At 31.3% G+C, this 16,620-nt stretch carries 14 protein-coding genes and 2 pseudogenes; 3 read left to right on the forward strand and 13 right to left on the reverse strand.

Annotated elements, in window-relative coordinates:
- Window positions 1-413: 413 nt before the first annotated feature.
- The 6 genes from salA to CD032_RS03630 all read right to left on the reverse strand — a co-directional run bounded on the left by salA (window position 414) and on the right by CD032_RS03630 (window position 6,378).
- Complete coding sequence (gene salA / locus CD032_RS03605; protein ID WP_019468693.1) at window positions 414-1,478, reverse strand: iron-sulfur carrier protein/transcriptional regulator SalA; 1,065 nt, start codon at window positions 1,476-1,478, stop codon at window positions 414-416.
- Window positions 1,479-1,640: 162 nt separating this feature from the next.
- Window positions 1,641-2,096, reverse strand: a complete 456-nt coding sequence (locus CD032_RS03610) for a SepA family multidrug efflux transporter (RefSeq protein ID WP_103211193.1) — start codon at window positions 2,094-2,096, stop codon at window positions 1,641-1,643.
- Window positions 2,097-2,281: 185 nt separating this feature from the next.
- The gene (gene sdrM, locus CD032_RS03615) at window positions 2,282-3,625 is read right to left on the reverse strand and encodes a multidrug efflux MFS transporter SdrM (RefSeq protein ID WP_019468691.1); all 1,344 of its coding nucleotides are present in this window, start codon (window positions 3,623-3,625) and stop codon (window positions 2,282-2,284) included.
- Window positions 3,626-3,872: 247 nt separating this feature from the next.
- Window positions 3,873-4,556, reverse strand: a complete 684-nt coding sequence (gene trhA, locus CD032_RS03620; protein ID WP_019468690.1) for a PAQR family membrane homeostasis protein TrhA — start codon at window positions 4,554-4,556, stop codon at window positions 3,873-3,875.
- A gap of 18 nt (window positions 4,557-4,574) precedes the next feature.
- A complete protein-coding gene (locus CD032_RS03625; protein WP_019468689.1) occupies window positions 4,575-5,762 on the reverse strand; it encodes a UTP--glucose-1-phosphate uridylyltransferase in 1,188 nt (395 codons plus the stop codon).
- 115 nt (window positions 5,763-5,877) lie between these two features.
- Entirely contained in the window at window positions 5,878-6,378 is a 501-nt protein-coding gene (locus CD032_RS03630; protein WP_019468688.1) for a metal-dependent hydrolase, read from the reverse strand.
- Window positions 6,379-6,554: 176 nt separating this feature from the next.
- On the opposite strand from CD032_RS03630, the gene CD032_RS03635 reads away from it, so the two are divergent.
- Complete coding sequence (locus CD032_RS03635; protein WP_019468687.1) at window positions 6,555-6,815, forward strand: SunI/YnzG family protein; 261 nt, start codon at window positions 6,555-6,557, stop codon at window positions 6,813-6,815.
- A gap of 184 nt (window positions 6,816-6,999) precedes the next feature.
- Window positions 7,000-7,317, forward strand: coding sequence for a heme oxygenase (locus CD032_RS03640; RefSeq protein WP_019468686.1), 318 nt, complete (start codon window positions 7,000-7,002; stop codon window positions 7,315-7,317).
- Window positions 7,318-7,412: 95 nt separating this feature from the next.
- Here CD032_RS03640 and CD032_RS03645 read toward each other — a convergent pair whose 3' ends face one another.
- From CD032_RS03645 to CD032_RS03675, 7 genes and pseudogenes are all read right to left on the reverse strand, one after another.
- Complete coding sequence (locus CD032_RS03645) at window positions 7,413-8,786, reverse strand: YjiH family protein (RefSeq protein WP_040029969.1); 1,374 nt, start codon at window positions 8,784-8,786, stop codon at window positions 7,413-7,415.
- Between the two features lie 346 nt (window positions 8,787-9,132).
- Complete coding sequence (locus CD032_RS03650) at window positions 9,133-10,095, reverse strand: FecCD family ABC transporter permease (RefSeq protein WP_019468684.1); 963 nt, start codon at window positions 10,093-10,095, stop codon at window positions 9,133-9,135.
- A complete protein-coding gene (locus tag CD032_RS03655) occupies window positions 10,092-11,126 on the reverse strand; it encodes a FecCD family ABC transporter permease (protein ID WP_040029970.1) in 1,035 nt (344 codons plus the stop codon). The genes CD032_RS03650 and CD032_RS03655 overlap by 4 nt, the downstream gene beginning before the upstream one ends.
- 12 nt (window positions 11,127-11,138) lie before the next feature.
- Window positions 11,139-12,149, reverse strand: coding sequence for an ABC transporter substrate-binding protein (locus tag CD032_RS03660; RefSeq protein WP_040029971.1), 1,011 nt, complete (start codon window positions 12,147-12,149; stop codon window positions 11,139-11,141).
- Between the two features lie 94 nt (window positions 12,150-12,243).
- Window positions 12,244-13,305, reverse strand: a pseudogene (locus tag CD032_RS03665) (alanine racemase).
- Window positions 13,306-13,307: 2 nt separating this feature from the next.
- Window positions 13,308-15,065: an IucA/IucC family protein gene (locus CD032_RS03670; RefSeq protein ID WP_019468679.1), complete on the reverse strand. Its 1,758-nt coding sequence runs from the start codon at window positions 15,063-15,065 to the stop codon at window positions 13,308-13,310.
- Window positions 15,062-16,237 (reverse strand): MFS transporter, encoded by a 1,176-nt coding sequence (locus CD032_RS03675; RefSeq protein WP_019468678.1) that lies wholly within the window; start codon window positions 16,235-16,237, stop codon window positions 15,062-15,064. Before CD032_RS03675 ends, CD032_RS03670 begins: the two co-directional genes overlap by 4 nt.
- A 101-nt stretch (window positions 16,238-16,338) precedes the next feature.
- On the opposite strand from CD032_RS03675, the pseudogene CD032_RS13280 reads away from it, so the two are divergent.
- Window positions 16,339-16,620: pseudogene (locus CD032_RS13280) on the forward strand (sialic acid synthase); the annotation flags it as partial.

Below are 16,620 nucleotides of genomic sequence, written 5' to 3' on the forward strand. Positions count from 1 at the left end.
AATCGGAATTAACGTTGACATATTGCAATTCAGTTTTCAATGTTCATTTTAATAAATAATTGCTTTTCCACTATATCATCTTTGTTTACACTTTGTCAACAAAGATTTCATTTGTTTAACAATCATTTAACATTACTTTAACAATATTAAATTATTAATATCTTTTTTTCAAGTATATTTTTTACACTTTTTAAAATTTATTTAAAATAATGTTTTGCAGTTTTGACGACTTTTATATATTATCAACTTCATAATAAAAAGTCAATACTTTATATATATTTTTGCAACAAACTTTTCAAGCTACTTAATCGTACTTTTATTGGTCACAAGAAATCATTCTAACAGCAATTCAAAAAATTGCAAGAGAAAAACTGAGCAGAATTAAAAATTTCTACCCAGTTTCTATAAACAATCTATTTTTTTGTTTTGTCGATAATTTGTTTTGCCATTGATTGATATATTTTACCTAGTCGATCATCCGCTTGATAAATAGAAGGTGCGAAATCTTGTGGATTCCATGATGGCTGTTCTAATGGCAATTGACCTAAAAGTTCTGTTTGTAACTCATCAGCTAACTTTTCACCGCCACCTTTACCAAACACGTATTCTTTATTGCCAGTTTCTTTACTTTCAAAGTATGACATGTTTTCTATGACACCTAAAATAGAATGTTCTGTATGTTTAGCCATAGCACCTGCTCTTGCTGCAACAAAAGCTGCAGTCGGATGAGGTGTAGAAACAATAATTTCTTTACTAGATGGTAACATTGTATGTACATCTAAAGCGACGTCACCTGTACCTGGAGGTAAATCTAAAAGAAGATAATCTAAATCTCCCCAACGTACCTCAACAAAAAAGTTGGTTAACATTTTACCTAACATAGGTCCTCTCCATATAACTGGTGCATTTTCTTCTACAAAAAATGCCATCGAAATGACTTTAACTCCGTGTCTTTCAACCGGTATAATCTCTTTGCCATCCACTTCTGGCTTTTTGTCTATCCCCATCATATCTGGAACACTGAAACCATATATATCAGCATCGACAAGTCCAACTTTCTTACCTTCTCTTGCCAATGAAACGGCTAAGTTTACAGCTACCGTGGATTTACCGACGCCCCCTTTACCAGATGCGATTGCTATAAATTCAACAGGATTGTCCTTTGATAGTAAACCTTCTATTGTTTGTGGTTGGTCATCACTGTTACCTCTATACTGTTCAAGAACATCAGACGGTAATTCCTCAAATCTTATTCCAACAGTATTCGCGCCATTTTCTTTAAGCACTTCCACAATAGCCATTTGTAAATCTAACTGCGGCTGTCCTCCTAATTGAGCCATAGCCACTTTAACACTTACATGTTCTATCTCATCTTTTGTTGTTACCTCTACGATTCCATCAGTTTCCTTTAAAGGAACATTAATAATTGGATCCTTAAGTTCTCCAACAAGTTCTTTAACTTGCTCTATCGTTAACACAAAGCGTCCCCCTCTATTTTATAAATATATCCATTAATATTCTAACAAACATAACTTAATTTTGCTTTAAGTAGTTTACACTTAGTATAAATATAATCTTGGTAATACAAAAGCAGTTAGCTCAACGGTCACTTAACCACCTCTTAGCACTTATATCATCAACTATTTATTCTGATTAAGATTTTTGCTATCAGGATAAAAGACTTCTTTACATATAAATAGAATACCCATAATTACAACAATCACCCAAAAATCAATATCTATATATGCATAATGAATGTGAACAATAAAATAAAATAATAACGTTGTAACAACAAATGTTATTAAATGATATGTCATTCCTTGAAAATAGGGATTATCTGGTAATTTTTTTCTGAAATAATCCATTAAGTTTTCAATAATAAATAACGTAAAATAACCTAATACGATATAACTACCGTAATAAAATAAGTTATCATAAAAACTTTTATTATAACCAAAGTATGCTAGATGAAAAAATATAAGGATACGGCTTAATCCATATAAGCCAAATCCTAAGAATGCTAAAAATATAGCGCCAGAAATGATAAATACCGAAAGCACAATAAGCGTCGTAAATAAATACTTTATATATTTCATTGCTTACTGTCCTCCCCTTCACCTAATTTATTTTCTGCCTATTTCACATTAATCCATAAATAAAAACTGTTTCTTATTTTACCATTATAACAACATAGACCCAAATACAAATAAGCAAGTATTAAAATTCACTAAACTTCAATACTTGCTTAATAATTAAAATACATATAACTTTTGTTTTCATTCTAAGAATTGAATTTGCAATCATCTTGTCTATACAGTGTATTCCAAAGTACAAACAGTACGATTAAGATGATAAAACTAAGTAAAATCACATTGTGTATTGGTAAATGAATAAATGCGATTGTTAAACCATAAACCGTTCCCATAATTGTAGAGCCGATAGAATTACCTAAACTTTTTGTTAATGTATATAATGACATCATGCGCTTCATATTCTGTGGAGAGGTTTCTTCTTGAGTTATAACACTATCTTTCGTATAAACTGTTCCAAAACTAATACCAGCCAGCAATAAACTAAACGCTATAAATATTGGTGTTTTTGTACCTGCAAATATAAAAATGCCACATATTGTTAATAATGTAAAAGCAAATATATACAAGCCTTTTCTGGACATTTTTGCTTCTAACCTATTTAAGTTGAAATTTAGCACTAACCAAGCAAAGGAAATTGGAAAAATAACAAATCCACTCTGTAATGGTGATAGTCCGAGTTCTTCTTGAAGATATATCGGCATATATAAATTATATCCCATCAATATCATTGCATATAAAAAATCTGTGATGAAAACAAGTATAATTGTTTTGTTAAATTCTTTAACGGGGAAAAAGGGAGTCGCTACACCCTTTTCATTTTTAATTAAAATCATACCCATAGCAATCGCTACAATAAACGAAATACAATTTAAATACAAATGACTGTTATTCATTACCGTAAACATTAAAAAGAAAACAAACAGATAAAATAACATAAGCCCTTTAATATCTAATTTATGTGAAGTTGTTGTTTGTTCATGTTCAAAATGAAATGTAAATACCACCAACAACATCGCAATGATAGCAATAGGTATATTGACAAAGAATAACCAATGCCATGTAGCAAATTCTAAAATCCCACCGCCTAGGACTGGACCTATGATACTTGATATACCCCACACACTACCCACAATCCCCATGATTTTATATCTTAATGGAATCGCAAAAGCAAGCTTTGGAACTATTTGACTCAAAGCCATCATTATTCCTGCACCTAATCCTTGAATAAAGCGCGAGATAATTAATATACCAAATGTATTACTTATACCTGAAAAAAAACTTCCAATCGTAAAAAAGACTAATCCTAACAGTGTTATGTATATGGTTTTAGTTCTGTCCAACAACTCACCTACAATTGGATTTGCAATCACAATTGCTATAAAATAAACTGAAAATATGAGTGATATTGAACCAGTCACATTTAAATCTTCTTTTATAGTAGGCAATGCTAATGAAACGATTGATGTTTCAATTGCAGACATAAACATAATTAATATTAATGCAACAACAACACCAAATGTTTTTATATTCATAATTAATCTCCTAACGCGATACTTTCATTATCAATCATTACTAAATCACTATTTGTGCCTAAATTCAATAGGTTTGCTGTAAATTACTTCTTTTGTCCTATAAAAAAAGGATTAAAAAGAAAGCGAGAATTATAATCAAATGAACTTTTTTGATTTACTTCTCGCTCCCTTATTTGAGTGTATTTTTTTCCTATTAGTTTTGTAAAATAATCACGCTTTACATATAAACGGTCCATCTTTTCAATGATTACATAAAATATAAAATAGCTATAAAGTGAAATACAGAAGCTATTAGAATAAATAAATGCCAAATCATATGGAAATAAGGTCGATCTTTTTGCGCATAAAACCAAGCGCCTATTGTATATGCTATGCCACCCAATAGTATAAATAACATAAACTTCAAACTAGTATCGAAAATAATTGTGGGTAAAAATATTACGCCAATCCATCCCATCACTAAGTACATCGTTAAGCTAAGCTTATGATTGACATGTTTAGCTAATGATTTATAGAGTATGCCCCAAAGTGTTATACCCCATAAAACAATCATTGCTGTCCATCCTATCCAACCACCTACTAGCACTAGACACACTGGTGTATAAGTTCCAGCAATGGCAATGTAAATCATACTATGATCAATGATTCTAAGTATAAATTTATGTGAAGAGTAATTAGGCATTGTATGGTAGACCGTTGAAGATAGAAACATTAAAAAAATACTTATTACATAGATAGAAACACTAAAAGAGCCTAAAACACCATGTACAAAATAACTTTGTAATGCCGCATACGGTAATGCGCATAAAGTAACAAAGGCAGCAACGCCATGTGACACTGCATTACCAATTTCTTCTCCGAAAGTTAATGGTATGATATTTTTAAATGATTTAGTGATTTTATTATTTTTAATCTCTAATGGTTTAGTCATTAGTGTAATCACCTTTTCTTAGATCCTATTTAAACGTTTTAAATCAGCTGTAGCAGTTTCCACACTATCCTTGCCCTCTTTATTTTTTAATGGTGAAAACTCTTCATCCCTCGGTACTTGTAATGTTATAAAACTGTCCGCATATTGGAAGATATCAAAATAAAATAATTCAAATTTTAAAGCAGGATTTTCAATAACGCCAAAGTCATCATCCAATTGTTTAAGCTGTTTTACTGCCAAATGATATGGCAAATGATTATCTACAGCTGTGTTAATAAATTGTAATTTAAACATATGTATACCAATGTTTGCATTATTTAATTGATTCGCGGTTTCTGCTTCTAATTCTGAGTATTCAAGCACCGTATCTTTATCCTCATTTGTAACTAATCTTCCGACGCTTTCTCCTTGCTTGGGTTGAATCGATTTCGTTGTAATATCCATACTATTTTGGAAAGTATAACCTGCAAAAAATAAGTCTAAGACTTTTACCAAAACATTATCAATGTTATTTAAAAAGATATATTCAACACCATTTTCTGTCATATTTTCAAGATATCCTGCTTTTTTGAGTGATTTAAATACGCCACCATTACCGTTAGGAGTTTCTAAAATAGAACTATCAACATCTAAAATGAGTTTGCCTTCTTCAGATAATGCGACGATATTATCTTGAATAAAGAAGTGTACATGATCTTTGTCATATCCAAAATAATTTTTTTCTTCAAAAAACAACTGGGTTTGACTATCATTTATTTTACTCGTCATAATGTACCAATCTACATAAACACCCGTTTTTTCTTTCAATTCTAATAATTGACGTGCTTGTAGTTCAAATAAGCTCACACCTTCAATCTCAAATGCACCCTTAGGCCCTTTATATCCTAAACGTGTGCCTTGCCCACCTGCCATTAAAACTACTGCAAATCTACCTTTTTTAATTGCTTCTATGCCAACATCTTCAAATTGTTTAATTTCTTCATCTGAAAATTTTTCTTTTATATCGTATTTCACTTCATTTACTGAAGATATATCATCTATCATTTGTTTATTTAAATATAAATCACGATATAAGTCTTGAATGTAAGCTAAATCTAATTTATCTACTTGACCAGCTAATTGTTCTTTTTCATTATTACTCATTAATTTTTCAAATTCTATTAGATGTTCTTGGTTATACTTTGCTAACTCTTTCTTATCTAACATGTTCTCTCTCCTTTATATTCAAAATAGATAAAAATAATATCTTATATCTAATAGGAATATATAATTTCACTATATGCACTTTATATTATTACAATTATAATCACAACCATAATCACTAAAAACTTAAAAAGAGATTATTAAAAAATGATTTGAATAATACGTAAAGCGCACCTATTGAAAGCGCGCCTGCTAACGATAAGTCTACTAAGCCACCCGTTTTAAAAACTAAGGGGAATTTAATCGTTAACGGTATTGGATATAATAATTTTACACCCCTAGGTGTTAACATATCTAGTATAACATGTGAAAGCAAACCAAGGATAATTGAAACTAAATAATACTCTGGTGTTTGAATAAAATATAAAAGGATGCTAATTATAGAAAGGAATAACAATGAGTGTGTAAATGTCCTATGACCAAACAATATACGAACTAAAAAACTCAATACTTTGAAACGCCTTCCAACCTTGCTTTGCGTATGACAAATATCAGATAATAAGCTTGATATAACTGCAAGCGTCATAATTGTAATCGATGTAAATAAATCTGTTTGGTAATATTCTATCGTTAATGCGCCCACTAATAAACCGCATGATGTGTGAGTTTTACCCGTCATGTTCATTGCCCCTTTTCTCGGCTAAATTTTACCATAAAATCATAGATAATGCGAACATACTTTCGCGAAATAAAATAGTATGACATAATGATTAAAAGTATCACACAATCACTTGAAAACGATTACTTTTTATTGTATGCTATAGCTATAAATAATTTAAAGGATGTGTTCGCGATATGGCAATGACAGTAAAAAAAGATAACAATGAAATAAGAATTCAATGGAGAGTCGCTGATATTAAGATTCCAACAAGTGAAATTAAAAATGTTTCACAAGATCAAAATATCCATGCAGTTCCAAAATTAGATAGAGAAAAAGTTTCACGTATTGGTTCTACATTTGGAAAAACAAATCGTGTTATCATTGATACTGATAATCATGAATACATTATTTACACGCAAAATGATCAAAAAGTTTATAATGAAATTACAAAATAATAATCACTAAAAGTTTAATTTAATGAACCTATTTGATTATAAAAAGAAGTGAAATTCTGATAAATAGAATTTCACTTCTTTTTAGTTATGCAGAGAAAGTAATTATTGAACAATGGCTTTCAATAATGTAAAGGTCCAGTTAAATGCTATACTAAAACTATCAATTAGAAAGCAGGTGAATAACATGTATGTTGTTACTAATAGAATAGATGTTAAGAAAGGGTTTGCTGAAAAATTAGCACCAAAATTTACACAAGGTGGGAAAATTCAAGATTTAGATGGCTTTCATCATATTGAAGTGTGGTTAATAGATGACGAAGCAGATTATGATCAAATGTATGTTAATACTTGGTGGGAAAATGAGGCATCTTTTAATGGTTGGCTAAAAAGCGATGCTTTTAAAGAAGCGCATAGTCAAAACAATACTTCCCAACAAAATGAACCATCTCCTATTTTAGGAAATAAAATTGTCAAAGCTACTGTTTTAACAGAACTTCACTAATCTAATTAAAAAACACACATTTACAAATATAAGAAATGACTTAAGGCAGGTTACTTAAAAATTTCAAATATGAGTTCATGTGTGTTTTATTCTATTTAATTAAAATAAAGATGTGCCATTAAAGCAATAATTGGCAACGCGATGATAGTTCTAATTAAGAAAATAACAAATAATTTAAAAATACTAACCGGTATTTTAGATCCTAAAATGACACCACCCACTTCAGATAAATAAATCAACTGCGTAATACTCAAAGCACCAATGACAAACAATGTTATGTCATTGCCCACGCCTTCAATTAAAATCGAAGGCAAAAACATGTCAGCAAATCCTATTAAAACTGTTTCTGAAGCCTGTGTAGCTTCTGGAATTTGCAATAAATCTAAATAAGGTACAAAAGGTTTACCAATAATTGCAAATATTGGAGTATAAGTCGCAATGACTGTAGCTAAAGTTCCAACACTCATTACAACTGGTAATATAACGAACCACATATCTATAACTGTTTTAAAACCAGATTTAAAGAACATTTTGAATCCTGGCGCTTTAATTCCTGTTTCTGTAGCCATATCAAACCCATGTCTCAAAGCAGTTTTATTTTCAGGTAACTTCTCAGTTCTCATTTCTTCAGATACTTCTTTGGAATATTCATCTTTAATCGTACTCAATGGCCATATTCTAGGTAAAATCAAGGCACACACAATACATGATACGATTACTGATAAATAAAAATAAAAGAAATGATTTTGCATATGTACTGTTTCTGCAACAACAATTGCAAATGTTAAAGATACTACACTGAAAGTTGTGGCTATCACTGTCGCTTCACGTCTAGAATAAAATCCACCTTCATACTGCCTACTTGTTATTAAAACCCCAACTGTCCCATCACCAATAAATGATGCTAAATTATCTACTGTCGAACGTCCTGGCAGTGTAAATAATGGTCGCATGATTGGTCTGAAAATCGGTCCTAATAATTCTAATAAACCATATTCCATTAATAAAGGTAAAAAAAGTGCCGCAAAGAAAAACACAGATACAAGCGTTGGTAATAAACTTTCGAACACTAAACCACCAGTATCAGCTGAATAAATTGCTTTTGAGCCTATTTTCAAATATGTCATCCAAACAAAAATAACGGCTAAAATCCTTAAAATAAGCCATACGAATTTTACATTAAATGCGTTATTCATTAATCCTTCAGGTTTCAATTTATTTTTCAATACCGTCGAACAGATGATAGATAAAACACCTGAAATAGTAATTATTATTACAATAATCAATGGCATCGCATCACCTAATAAGTCTTTTAATAGTCCTGCTAAAAATGCCACTGGTAAAGTCGTTTGCTTTTCACCATCTTCAGTCACGGTTATAGGAATCAAAAATAGGATAATCCCCAAAACTGACATTAAAATGAATTTTAATCTTCCTTTGATAATTTGTGCTTTACTATAATCGTCCATTTCGTTCACCCCTTAGGTGTATATATATTTTCATAAACACTTTAAAAAGCAACAGCAATAATTATAACCTATTTTGTATAAATATGTAAATCAAATTTTTATACCTTTTTAATGTAATTTGTTTATATAGCTAATAAAAGGGGTGGGACAGAAATCTAATTTTATTAAATAGATTTCGTCGTCCCACCCCGACAAGGTTGACTAGAAATGAAAAAGCCTAATCTAGAGCGCATTTTAAGTTCAGTCATTTTCTGTCAATATGAAGTGAGGTTGTCATGAATACATAATGTCTTAGCCTCTACTTTAAATGAAAGCGCTTTCGTTTTCAATCTTTTATATATTAAATTTATAATTTTCTCAATAAAAACAGAAAATATGGTACACCAACAATCGCGACAATGACACCCACAGGAATATCAATTGGCGGATGTATACCTCTTGCTAGACTGTCGCTTATCGTTAAAATTAAAGCACCCAATAAGCCAGACATAAGCGTAATATGCTTATGTTTATGACCAACTAACTGTCTAGCTATGTGAGGTGCAATGAGACCTAAAAAGCTCAGTCCACCAACTACTGATATTGAAGCACCTGCTAGAATAACAGCTAAAAATAAAAGAATTGCTTTTACCTTTTTCACTTTTGCCCCGAGTGCAATCGCTATATCATCTCCTAATGTCAAAATATCTAGTTGATGACAATAATAAAATATCACCGGTAACGTAACAATAAACCAAGGTAATATCACCCACACATTTGACATACTATGACCATATAGGCTACCTGTTAACCAGACTAATGCCGTGTTAGCATCAAGTGGGTTACGTATGAGCATATATTGTACAATTGCTGTACATATTGCACCAATCGCTAAACCAATTAATGCTAACTTAGAACCTTTTACATTAAATCTTGATATTAATATAGTTAAAATCAAACTTATGATTAATGCGCCTGCAAATGATCCGAATGGCAATATGAATAAAGGCGCTGATGGAAATAACATGATAATTGTAACGGCAGATAAACTTGCACCTTTGGTAATACCTATCACATCAGGAGAAGCCAGAGCGTTTCTTACTACACCCTGTATCAATGCACCAGAAATAGCAAGGCTACTGCCTACTATTAATGCTAAAAACATCCTTGGTGCTCTATACTCGTTAATTATAAAACTATTTTGTGTAAAAAGGCTATTTACCGCTTCAAACGGATTGATGAAAACAGCACCTATTGAAAGGGAGGAAATTGACGCAATCAATAACAATACTGTAACTAACGAATAGCGAAATATGAATGGACGCTTCATAGCCTTCTCACTCCTTTTATTGTAAATGCTAAGAAATAAAAAGCACCGATAAATGACGTTACTATACCTACAGGTGATTCAAAAGGAAAGGCAATCAATCTACTTAAAACGTCAGATAATAATAATAAGTTTGCACCGATAATCATCGTTAAAGGCACCATTAATCTATAATCTGTATTAATATAATGTTTAACAATATGTGGCACTATCAGTCCTACAAAACCAATTGGACCTGCGATTGAAACAGAAGTACCTGCCAGCACAATGACTAAGATACCAATGATCATTCTTATCAATTTAACATTTTGACCTAAAGAGGTGGCCAAATCCTCACCTAATTCCATGATTGTCAATTGTTTAGCTATGATAACTGTACAGATAAATGCAAGTATTAACCATGGTAAGATACCTAATACTTGTGTCCATGTAATCGAGGATAAAGATCCTACTAACCAAAACATCACTGTTGATGTTGCATCTTCATTTAATAAGATAATACCCTGTGTCATACTTGAAAAAAATAAATGGATTGCCATTCCGGCAAGTGCTAACTTTATTGGAGTCATCCCTCTTGTTGAGCCAGATAAAGTGTAGACAGTTAGACCACCTATAAAGGCACCTATAAATGCTAGTATCGTTGCAAAAGATGACAACCATGGCACAATCATAGTAATCAATACAATCACAAAAGATGCACCTGAATTCACGCCAAATATTTGAGGAGAAGCTAAAGGATTTCTAGTCATCGCTTGCATTAACAATCCTGCTAACCCTAGTGCTGCACCTATGAGTAAACCGGCTAACATCCTTGGTATTCGTACATTATGTATTAAAAATGTTTGTTTCGTTTGTGAATGCGCAAAAAAATAATCATTAAAGTCATTGAAAGTAATATGAGATGCGCCCACACTTAAATTAAAATAAATAATGACAAAAAGCGCACACACACTCACAATAAATGTGAGTGCTGTGCGTTTGCTATTTTTCTTGTCTTCTGTTTTGGTTTGGTTAATGCTATTAGTCTTAGTCATTTACCGTTCACCTTACTTTTGTTGTTTATCATTTTTTTCATCTTTTGAAATCTCTACTAATTGTTTAGCAATCTCTTCAGAAGAAATGATACCTCTTGCACGAGCCCAAGTATTTCTATCTACAATAGCAATTCTATCATTTTTAACAGCATCTAAACTTTGCCAAACTGGCTCTTCTTCTCGTTTTTTCAAGTTTGGATCAGCTTTTCCTTTGTCCACCATGATAAACATGCGTCCTGGATTAATGTCTGAAAGCACTTCTGAATTTAGTTGTAAGTATGGACCTTTTAAATACTTAGATAGGTTATCTGTTTCAGTTTTATTAAGCGCGTTGTTAAAACCTAATTCTTTTAATAATTCACCTACATATGTATTTTCTGGGTGTGCAAGCAAACCAGATTTGGCAATTACTGTAGCTAATACTGGTTGAGACTTGTCCATTGTTATTTCTTTCTTATATTTATCCATTAACTCATTATGTTCTTTTAATCTTTCTTTTCCTTTATCTTCTTCACCTGTAGCTTTAGCAATTGTTTTAAATGCTTCTAGGTTGTCTTTATAATCACTATCAAAGCTTGGTAACATGATTGTAGGGGCAATTTTTTCTAAATCTTTTTGTATGCCTTTATGTCTATTACTATCTGCGATAATTAAATCTGGTTTCTGATTGCTAATTTCTTCCAAGTTTGGTTGTTTACGTGCACCCACTGATTGATAATCGCCTATTTTTTCACGTATCGGTGCTAAAATTCTATCTTTTTTACCATCATCAGCGACACCAACCGGTTTAATATCCAATGCTGCTAAAGCATCAACAAATGAAAACTCAAGTGCAACTATACGTTTAGGTTTTTTATCAATGTTAGTTGTTCCTCCATCATGCTTAATCGTTGTGCCATTTTTAGTTTTGTCGTCATTTTTAGATTGGTCAGAACCATTATCACTAACTTTACCACAAGCCGCTAACAAGATAAGCGTTAATGTGATTAATAATAGACCCATCCATTTAGATCTCTGCTTCATCGTTTTCACTCCTTAGATATGTATCATTACACATCTAATTTTATTGATAACGATTCTCAATGTCAATAATTTTTTTATTAAAATTTGATAAAAATCAAATTTTATTCAACATTCTCATATTTTTGATATAACACATTTTTTCAATAACATCATCACTCTGATAATCTTTAGCTAAATTAGGTACAAACATACTTTGTGCTAAAGCTTTGTAACCTAGACTGAACTGTATTTTATCTCCGATATGGTAATGATCATTATTTAATAAATTTATCATAAGGTGATCACTCGTCGCGCCCAAAACTTTTACTTGATGATGTAATGGTTTAATGTCATTGACGTCTGTGTCTAAATTTCCTATATCTACAATTGCTTGTAAATAGTGTTGCCCATCATTCATATTAATACGAGGTTTGATTTCAACAATTTCTGTCTCTAAAATGATGACATTTTGATATAAAGTAGCAAAATGGTTATTTGTAGTCGTTTCACTTCCTCTAAACAAAGTTTCTCCAATCCTTAATTCATTAATTTTTCCTAGATCGTTATAAAGCATTTATAATAACATACTAGAATTGCCACCTGAGATTATTTCAAATTTCATATGTGTTTCTTTCTCGATTGAAATAATAAACTGATTGATCATCTCAACGTCTTCTTCAGTTGGCGCAATAGCATTAAAACACATAAAATTAAAAGCCAATCCTTTGAGGCATATATGATGCATGTTCATAATTTCTCTAATATAAGCAATTACGTCGTAAGTCAGCACACCTTCTCTAGCATCTTTCCAATCAACCATTAATAATATTTTATGTTTCACATTATAATTACTTGCGATTTCATTGATTTTTCGTATTGTTTCTAATTCAGTTTGGATGCTCATGTCAACGTGGCGTACTACATTTTCTAATTCTTCATGGTTACTATTTCTAATTAATGTAAAAGATATGGCTTCATCTGTACTTTTTAGAATATTACTGATCCTTGCATCTGCAATATGTGTAATGCCAATACTTTTCAACATTTCAACGATTGTATTATCACCTGCCACACATTTAATCACAGGTGTAAAAGCAATGTGATGTTGTTTTAAAAGTGAGTTTAATGTCATGGCGTTGTATTTAATTTTAGAAAGATTTATGTTGATTTTTGCCATAATTACACCTCATTACTTAAAGGATTATCTAAATCTATAGTTAAATAATTTTTAACTTTACCTTCCATTCGCATACGTAGCAATGCTTTCACATTTATTTTAGCTCCAAATAAGGTCTGTCGTAGTATATGTGAATGTGCTTTTTTTGAATCAATGGATTGTTCAACGGCTTCACGTACAAGGTCAAATAGTTCGTCTGCTTCTATACCATCATATTGCGTAAAATGATGTATTAGTTCTGAAATTTGATTTTGAATGACAGCATGTTGAAATTTTGCTATGACCGCTTCAATATTCTCGGCGATTAAACTTTTATTAGTAACATTAATGTTAGGTAATTGAGCTTTTAACGTATTTAAATCAATTCTTGAGCCTCCTAAATCTCTGATCATAAACTTCATTTTAAAATCGTGGTTCAAATTAACAATTGTGTTTTGCATATGTGCTTCTAAAGCCACACCATAATCTTGGATATAGGCTATTAATGGTTTTATAAGTGTTAATGCATAATTACTAATAAATTTTTTAATTGTCTCTTTGGTTAACTTTAGACCAAGCCATTCTATATAACTATCGACAATGATTTGATTATCCACAGGATTTCTATTGACCAAACTTCCCGTTACTATCGTGAGGCCGGTGTTTGAAATTTGTGGCTGATAACGCACAATACAAGCTAATTGGCGTGCGATATCCTCATCTGTATCAGCATATATGCCATAGGGCTCCAACGCGACCTTTAATTGTGGATACACATCCATCATATCTTGCAGCTCATAACTTAATTTAGGGCCATCAACGGTTGTTACTGATGAAACAGTTCTCACTGCACTTGTCGCCTGTACATTTATTGGTAATTTGACATGAAATGGTTTATTGAGTAGCTCCATTGTTCTAAAAGACAGTGTTGCTTTAGACTCTATTTCAAACGGTGTCGCTAAAAGACGTTGTGTTTCTATCCAATGTCCAAATTGTTGTGGAATAACATTTTCATATTGCCATGGATGTACAAATATAATTCGATAATCTGCTAAATCTAAATCGTGTGAATCTAAAAATGCTTTTATTTTAACTTTATATTCAGGAATGACTTGATTGATGATATATTGTTCATCGTCTTCCATCGCAGTTGCTATACAAAATTGTTTATGGATAAGCATGATTTTCAATGGAATAATTTTTTCAAATTCAGGCGCATATAATTTAACTTCTTCATTCGTTAAGGGTAGCTTTGTCTTAGTTAAAGGATGCGTTGGATGCCCCTCCACTACAAGGCTTTCAGAATAAATTAAATCATTAACATCATTATCTTCTTTCATATGTTGGAGCCAAGTAAAAAAGTTGATCGTCATTGGCATTCTTGAAAAATTCAAACTATCACGAATGTTTAATTGTCTATAATTAAAATTTTCATAACTCATCGCTAGACCTTCTCGGCTTGATTGTAACTCTGCTGTTAGTCTAGTACTAATAGGGATATCAAATTGATTTGTTAATAATTCAAGCAATTGTTCCAAAGATTCAATATTAAAACTTGCGTCACCTTTAATATAACGTATCTCACCTTCAAAGACATAACGCATTAAAGGACTCTTTCTCACACAGTTAACATTTAGTACTTGTCCTTTGTATTGAAGTTCTAGGCATTTATCAAAGGACTTAAAGAACATTTTCTCAGGAAAAATATGTTCTTTAAGAATCGCGTTAAACATGCGGTATTGAATATTTAAATCTGCTAATTTCCATATATAATGCATCATACAACATTGCCTCCATTTGTTCTTTGTCTGTTAATCATGCCAAATATTAATGCAATCGTTAAAGTACTTAACCCCATAATAATGAAGGTTTCTATAATACCTATGTATTCGGTTAAAAAGCTCATGATCATGGCACCTAAGGGAATCATTCCTCTATCCATCATTACAATACTTAGTATTTTCCCTCGATGTTCTGGTTTAACACGATGTTGAAAATAAATCCTATTAGTAGTCCTCATCCATTGACTGAACAGACCAATTAAGAAAACTGAAATAAAAAATAAAACAATATTCTGGCTAATACTACCTAATAAAGAAACGCCAAATAATATCGAACTATAATAATACATCTTCACCATGGAGAAATTTTCTAGTATATTAGGTAAAATCATTGTTGCAATGATACCACCTATTGCACAACATGTCATTGCTGTCCCAAACATCGTTACTTGTTCAGGGAATGTTTTATCTGTTAAAACTGGTAATAATGAAGTATATGTAAAACCACTAGCCATTATAATCAAAGATGTTACAAATATCCTAGTGCCAACACTATTATCTTTAAAATATTCAAACACAAATTTCATACTCATTTGTGTTTCTGTTTCACCATCCCTCGGTTGTTCAATTTTGAGAGGTAAGCATAGTATTAAGGATATTAAGTAACATACCGCTTGTATGCTGAAACTTATTTCTGCGTTATAGCTCGCCATTACTAAACCTGCTATAGCCGGGCCTATAGATCTACAAATATTAATAATAAATGAATGGTACGAAACAACCTGTGTTGTTGTTAAACGTTTCGTCAAATCTGGTAGTACAGATTGACGTACTGGTGTTTCTATTGCACTCATAATACCTCTACCCAATGAATATAATAAAAATACTACAATCGGTATATCCCATCCTTGAAAGATTAAGACACACAATAAAGTGGTAAGTAAGAAAGAAGAAGAGATTGTTATTTTCAATAATTTCCCTCTATTACATCGATCTGCTAGTGCACCAGCCCATACACTAATGAGTAAAATAGGCACAAGACGGAAAAAATTAATGAGTCCAAGATGAATTGCGTTATGATATAACGTATACACGTACCAATTTAAAGTGATATGTCCAATCCAATTTCCTAAAAATAATAGGAACGAACTTGGAAAAAAATACTTTGGCATATTTTCACCTGACTTTTTTAATTGATAATAATTATCATTATCGATATTATGGATTATACAAATATCTTATACTTTTGTAAAATAATTTTTAGAGGTGCTTTATGAATTCAAAAAGTATTAACAACAATTTATTAAATAATATTAACAATGACGAACAACGTGCATTTGAATATTTATCATCAATCAATGAACAATGGGCAAAATTGTTCCTAAATATGCTTTTAGATAGTCGAGATAAAATATCTCAAAGATTAATTTCTTCATTACATAGGGAAAATTTAGTAGAAAGTCGGAGCCGCAGTAAGATTATTTCTAATCAAGATTTGAACATTGAACACTTACCATCAAATAGTAAATTGCTATCCATTGCATTTCCTGAACTT

Source organism: Staphylococcus cohnii subsp. cohnii (genome assembly GCF_002902365.1).
Classification (GTDB): Bacteria; Bacillota; Bacilli; order Staphylococcales; family Staphylococcaceae; genus Staphylococcus; species Staphylococcus cohnii.

Excerpts from the sequence above, each read along its gene's own strand:
- CD032_RS03650 (WP_019468684.1), bottom strand. The coding sequence starts at position 10,095 with ATGAAGCGTCCATTCATATTTCGCTATTCGTTAGTTACAGTATTGTTA.
- CD032_RS03645 (WP_040029969.1), bottom strand. The coding sequence starts at position 8,786 with ATGGACGATTATAGTAAAGCACAAATTATCAAAGGAAGATTAAAATTC.
- CD032_RS03635 (WP_019468687.1), top strand. The coding sequence starts at position 6,555 with ATGGCAATGACAGTAAAAAAAGATAACAATGAAATAAGAATTCAATGG.
- CD032_RS03655 (WP_040029970.1), bottom strand. The coding sequence starts at position 11,126 with ATGACTAAGACTAATAGCATTAACCAAACCAAAACAGAAGACAAGAAA.
- CD032_RS03610 (WP_103211193.1), bottom strand. The coding sequence starts at position 2,096 with ATGAAATATATAAAGTATTTATTTACGACGCTTATTGTGCTTTCGGTA.
- CD032_RS03670 (WP_019468679.1), bottom strand. The coding sequence starts at position 15,065 with ATGATGCATTATATATGGAAATTAGCAGATTTAAATATTCAATACCGC.
- sdrM (WP_019468691.1), bottom strand. The coding sequence starts at position 3,625 with ATGAATATAAAAACATTTGGTGTTGTTGTTGCATTAATATTAATTATG.
- CD032_RS03625 (WP_019468689.1), bottom strand. The coding sequence starts at position 5,762 with ATGTTAGATAAGAAAGAGTTAGCAAAGTATAACCAAGAACATCTAATA.
- CD032_RS03630 (WP_019468688.1), bottom strand. The coding sequence starts at position 6,378 with ATGACGGGTAAAACTCACACATCATGCGGTTTATTAGTGGGCGCATTA.
- CD032_RS03675 (WP_019468678.1), bottom strand. The coding sequence starts at position 16,237 with ATGCCAAAGTATTTTTTTCCAAGTTCGTTCCTATTATTTTTAGGAAAT.
- CD032_RS03660 (WP_040029971.1), bottom strand. The coding sequence starts at position 12,149 with ATGAAGCAGAGATCTAAATGGATGGGTCTATTATTAATCACATTAACG.
- CD032_RS03640 (WP_019468686.1), top strand. The coding sequence starts at position 7,000 with ATGTATGTTGTTACTAATAGAATAGATGTTAAGAAAGGGTTTGCTGAA.
- trhA (WP_019468690.1), bottom strand. The coding sequence starts at position 4,556 with ATGACTAAACCATTAGAGATTAAAAATAATAAAATCACTAAATCATTT.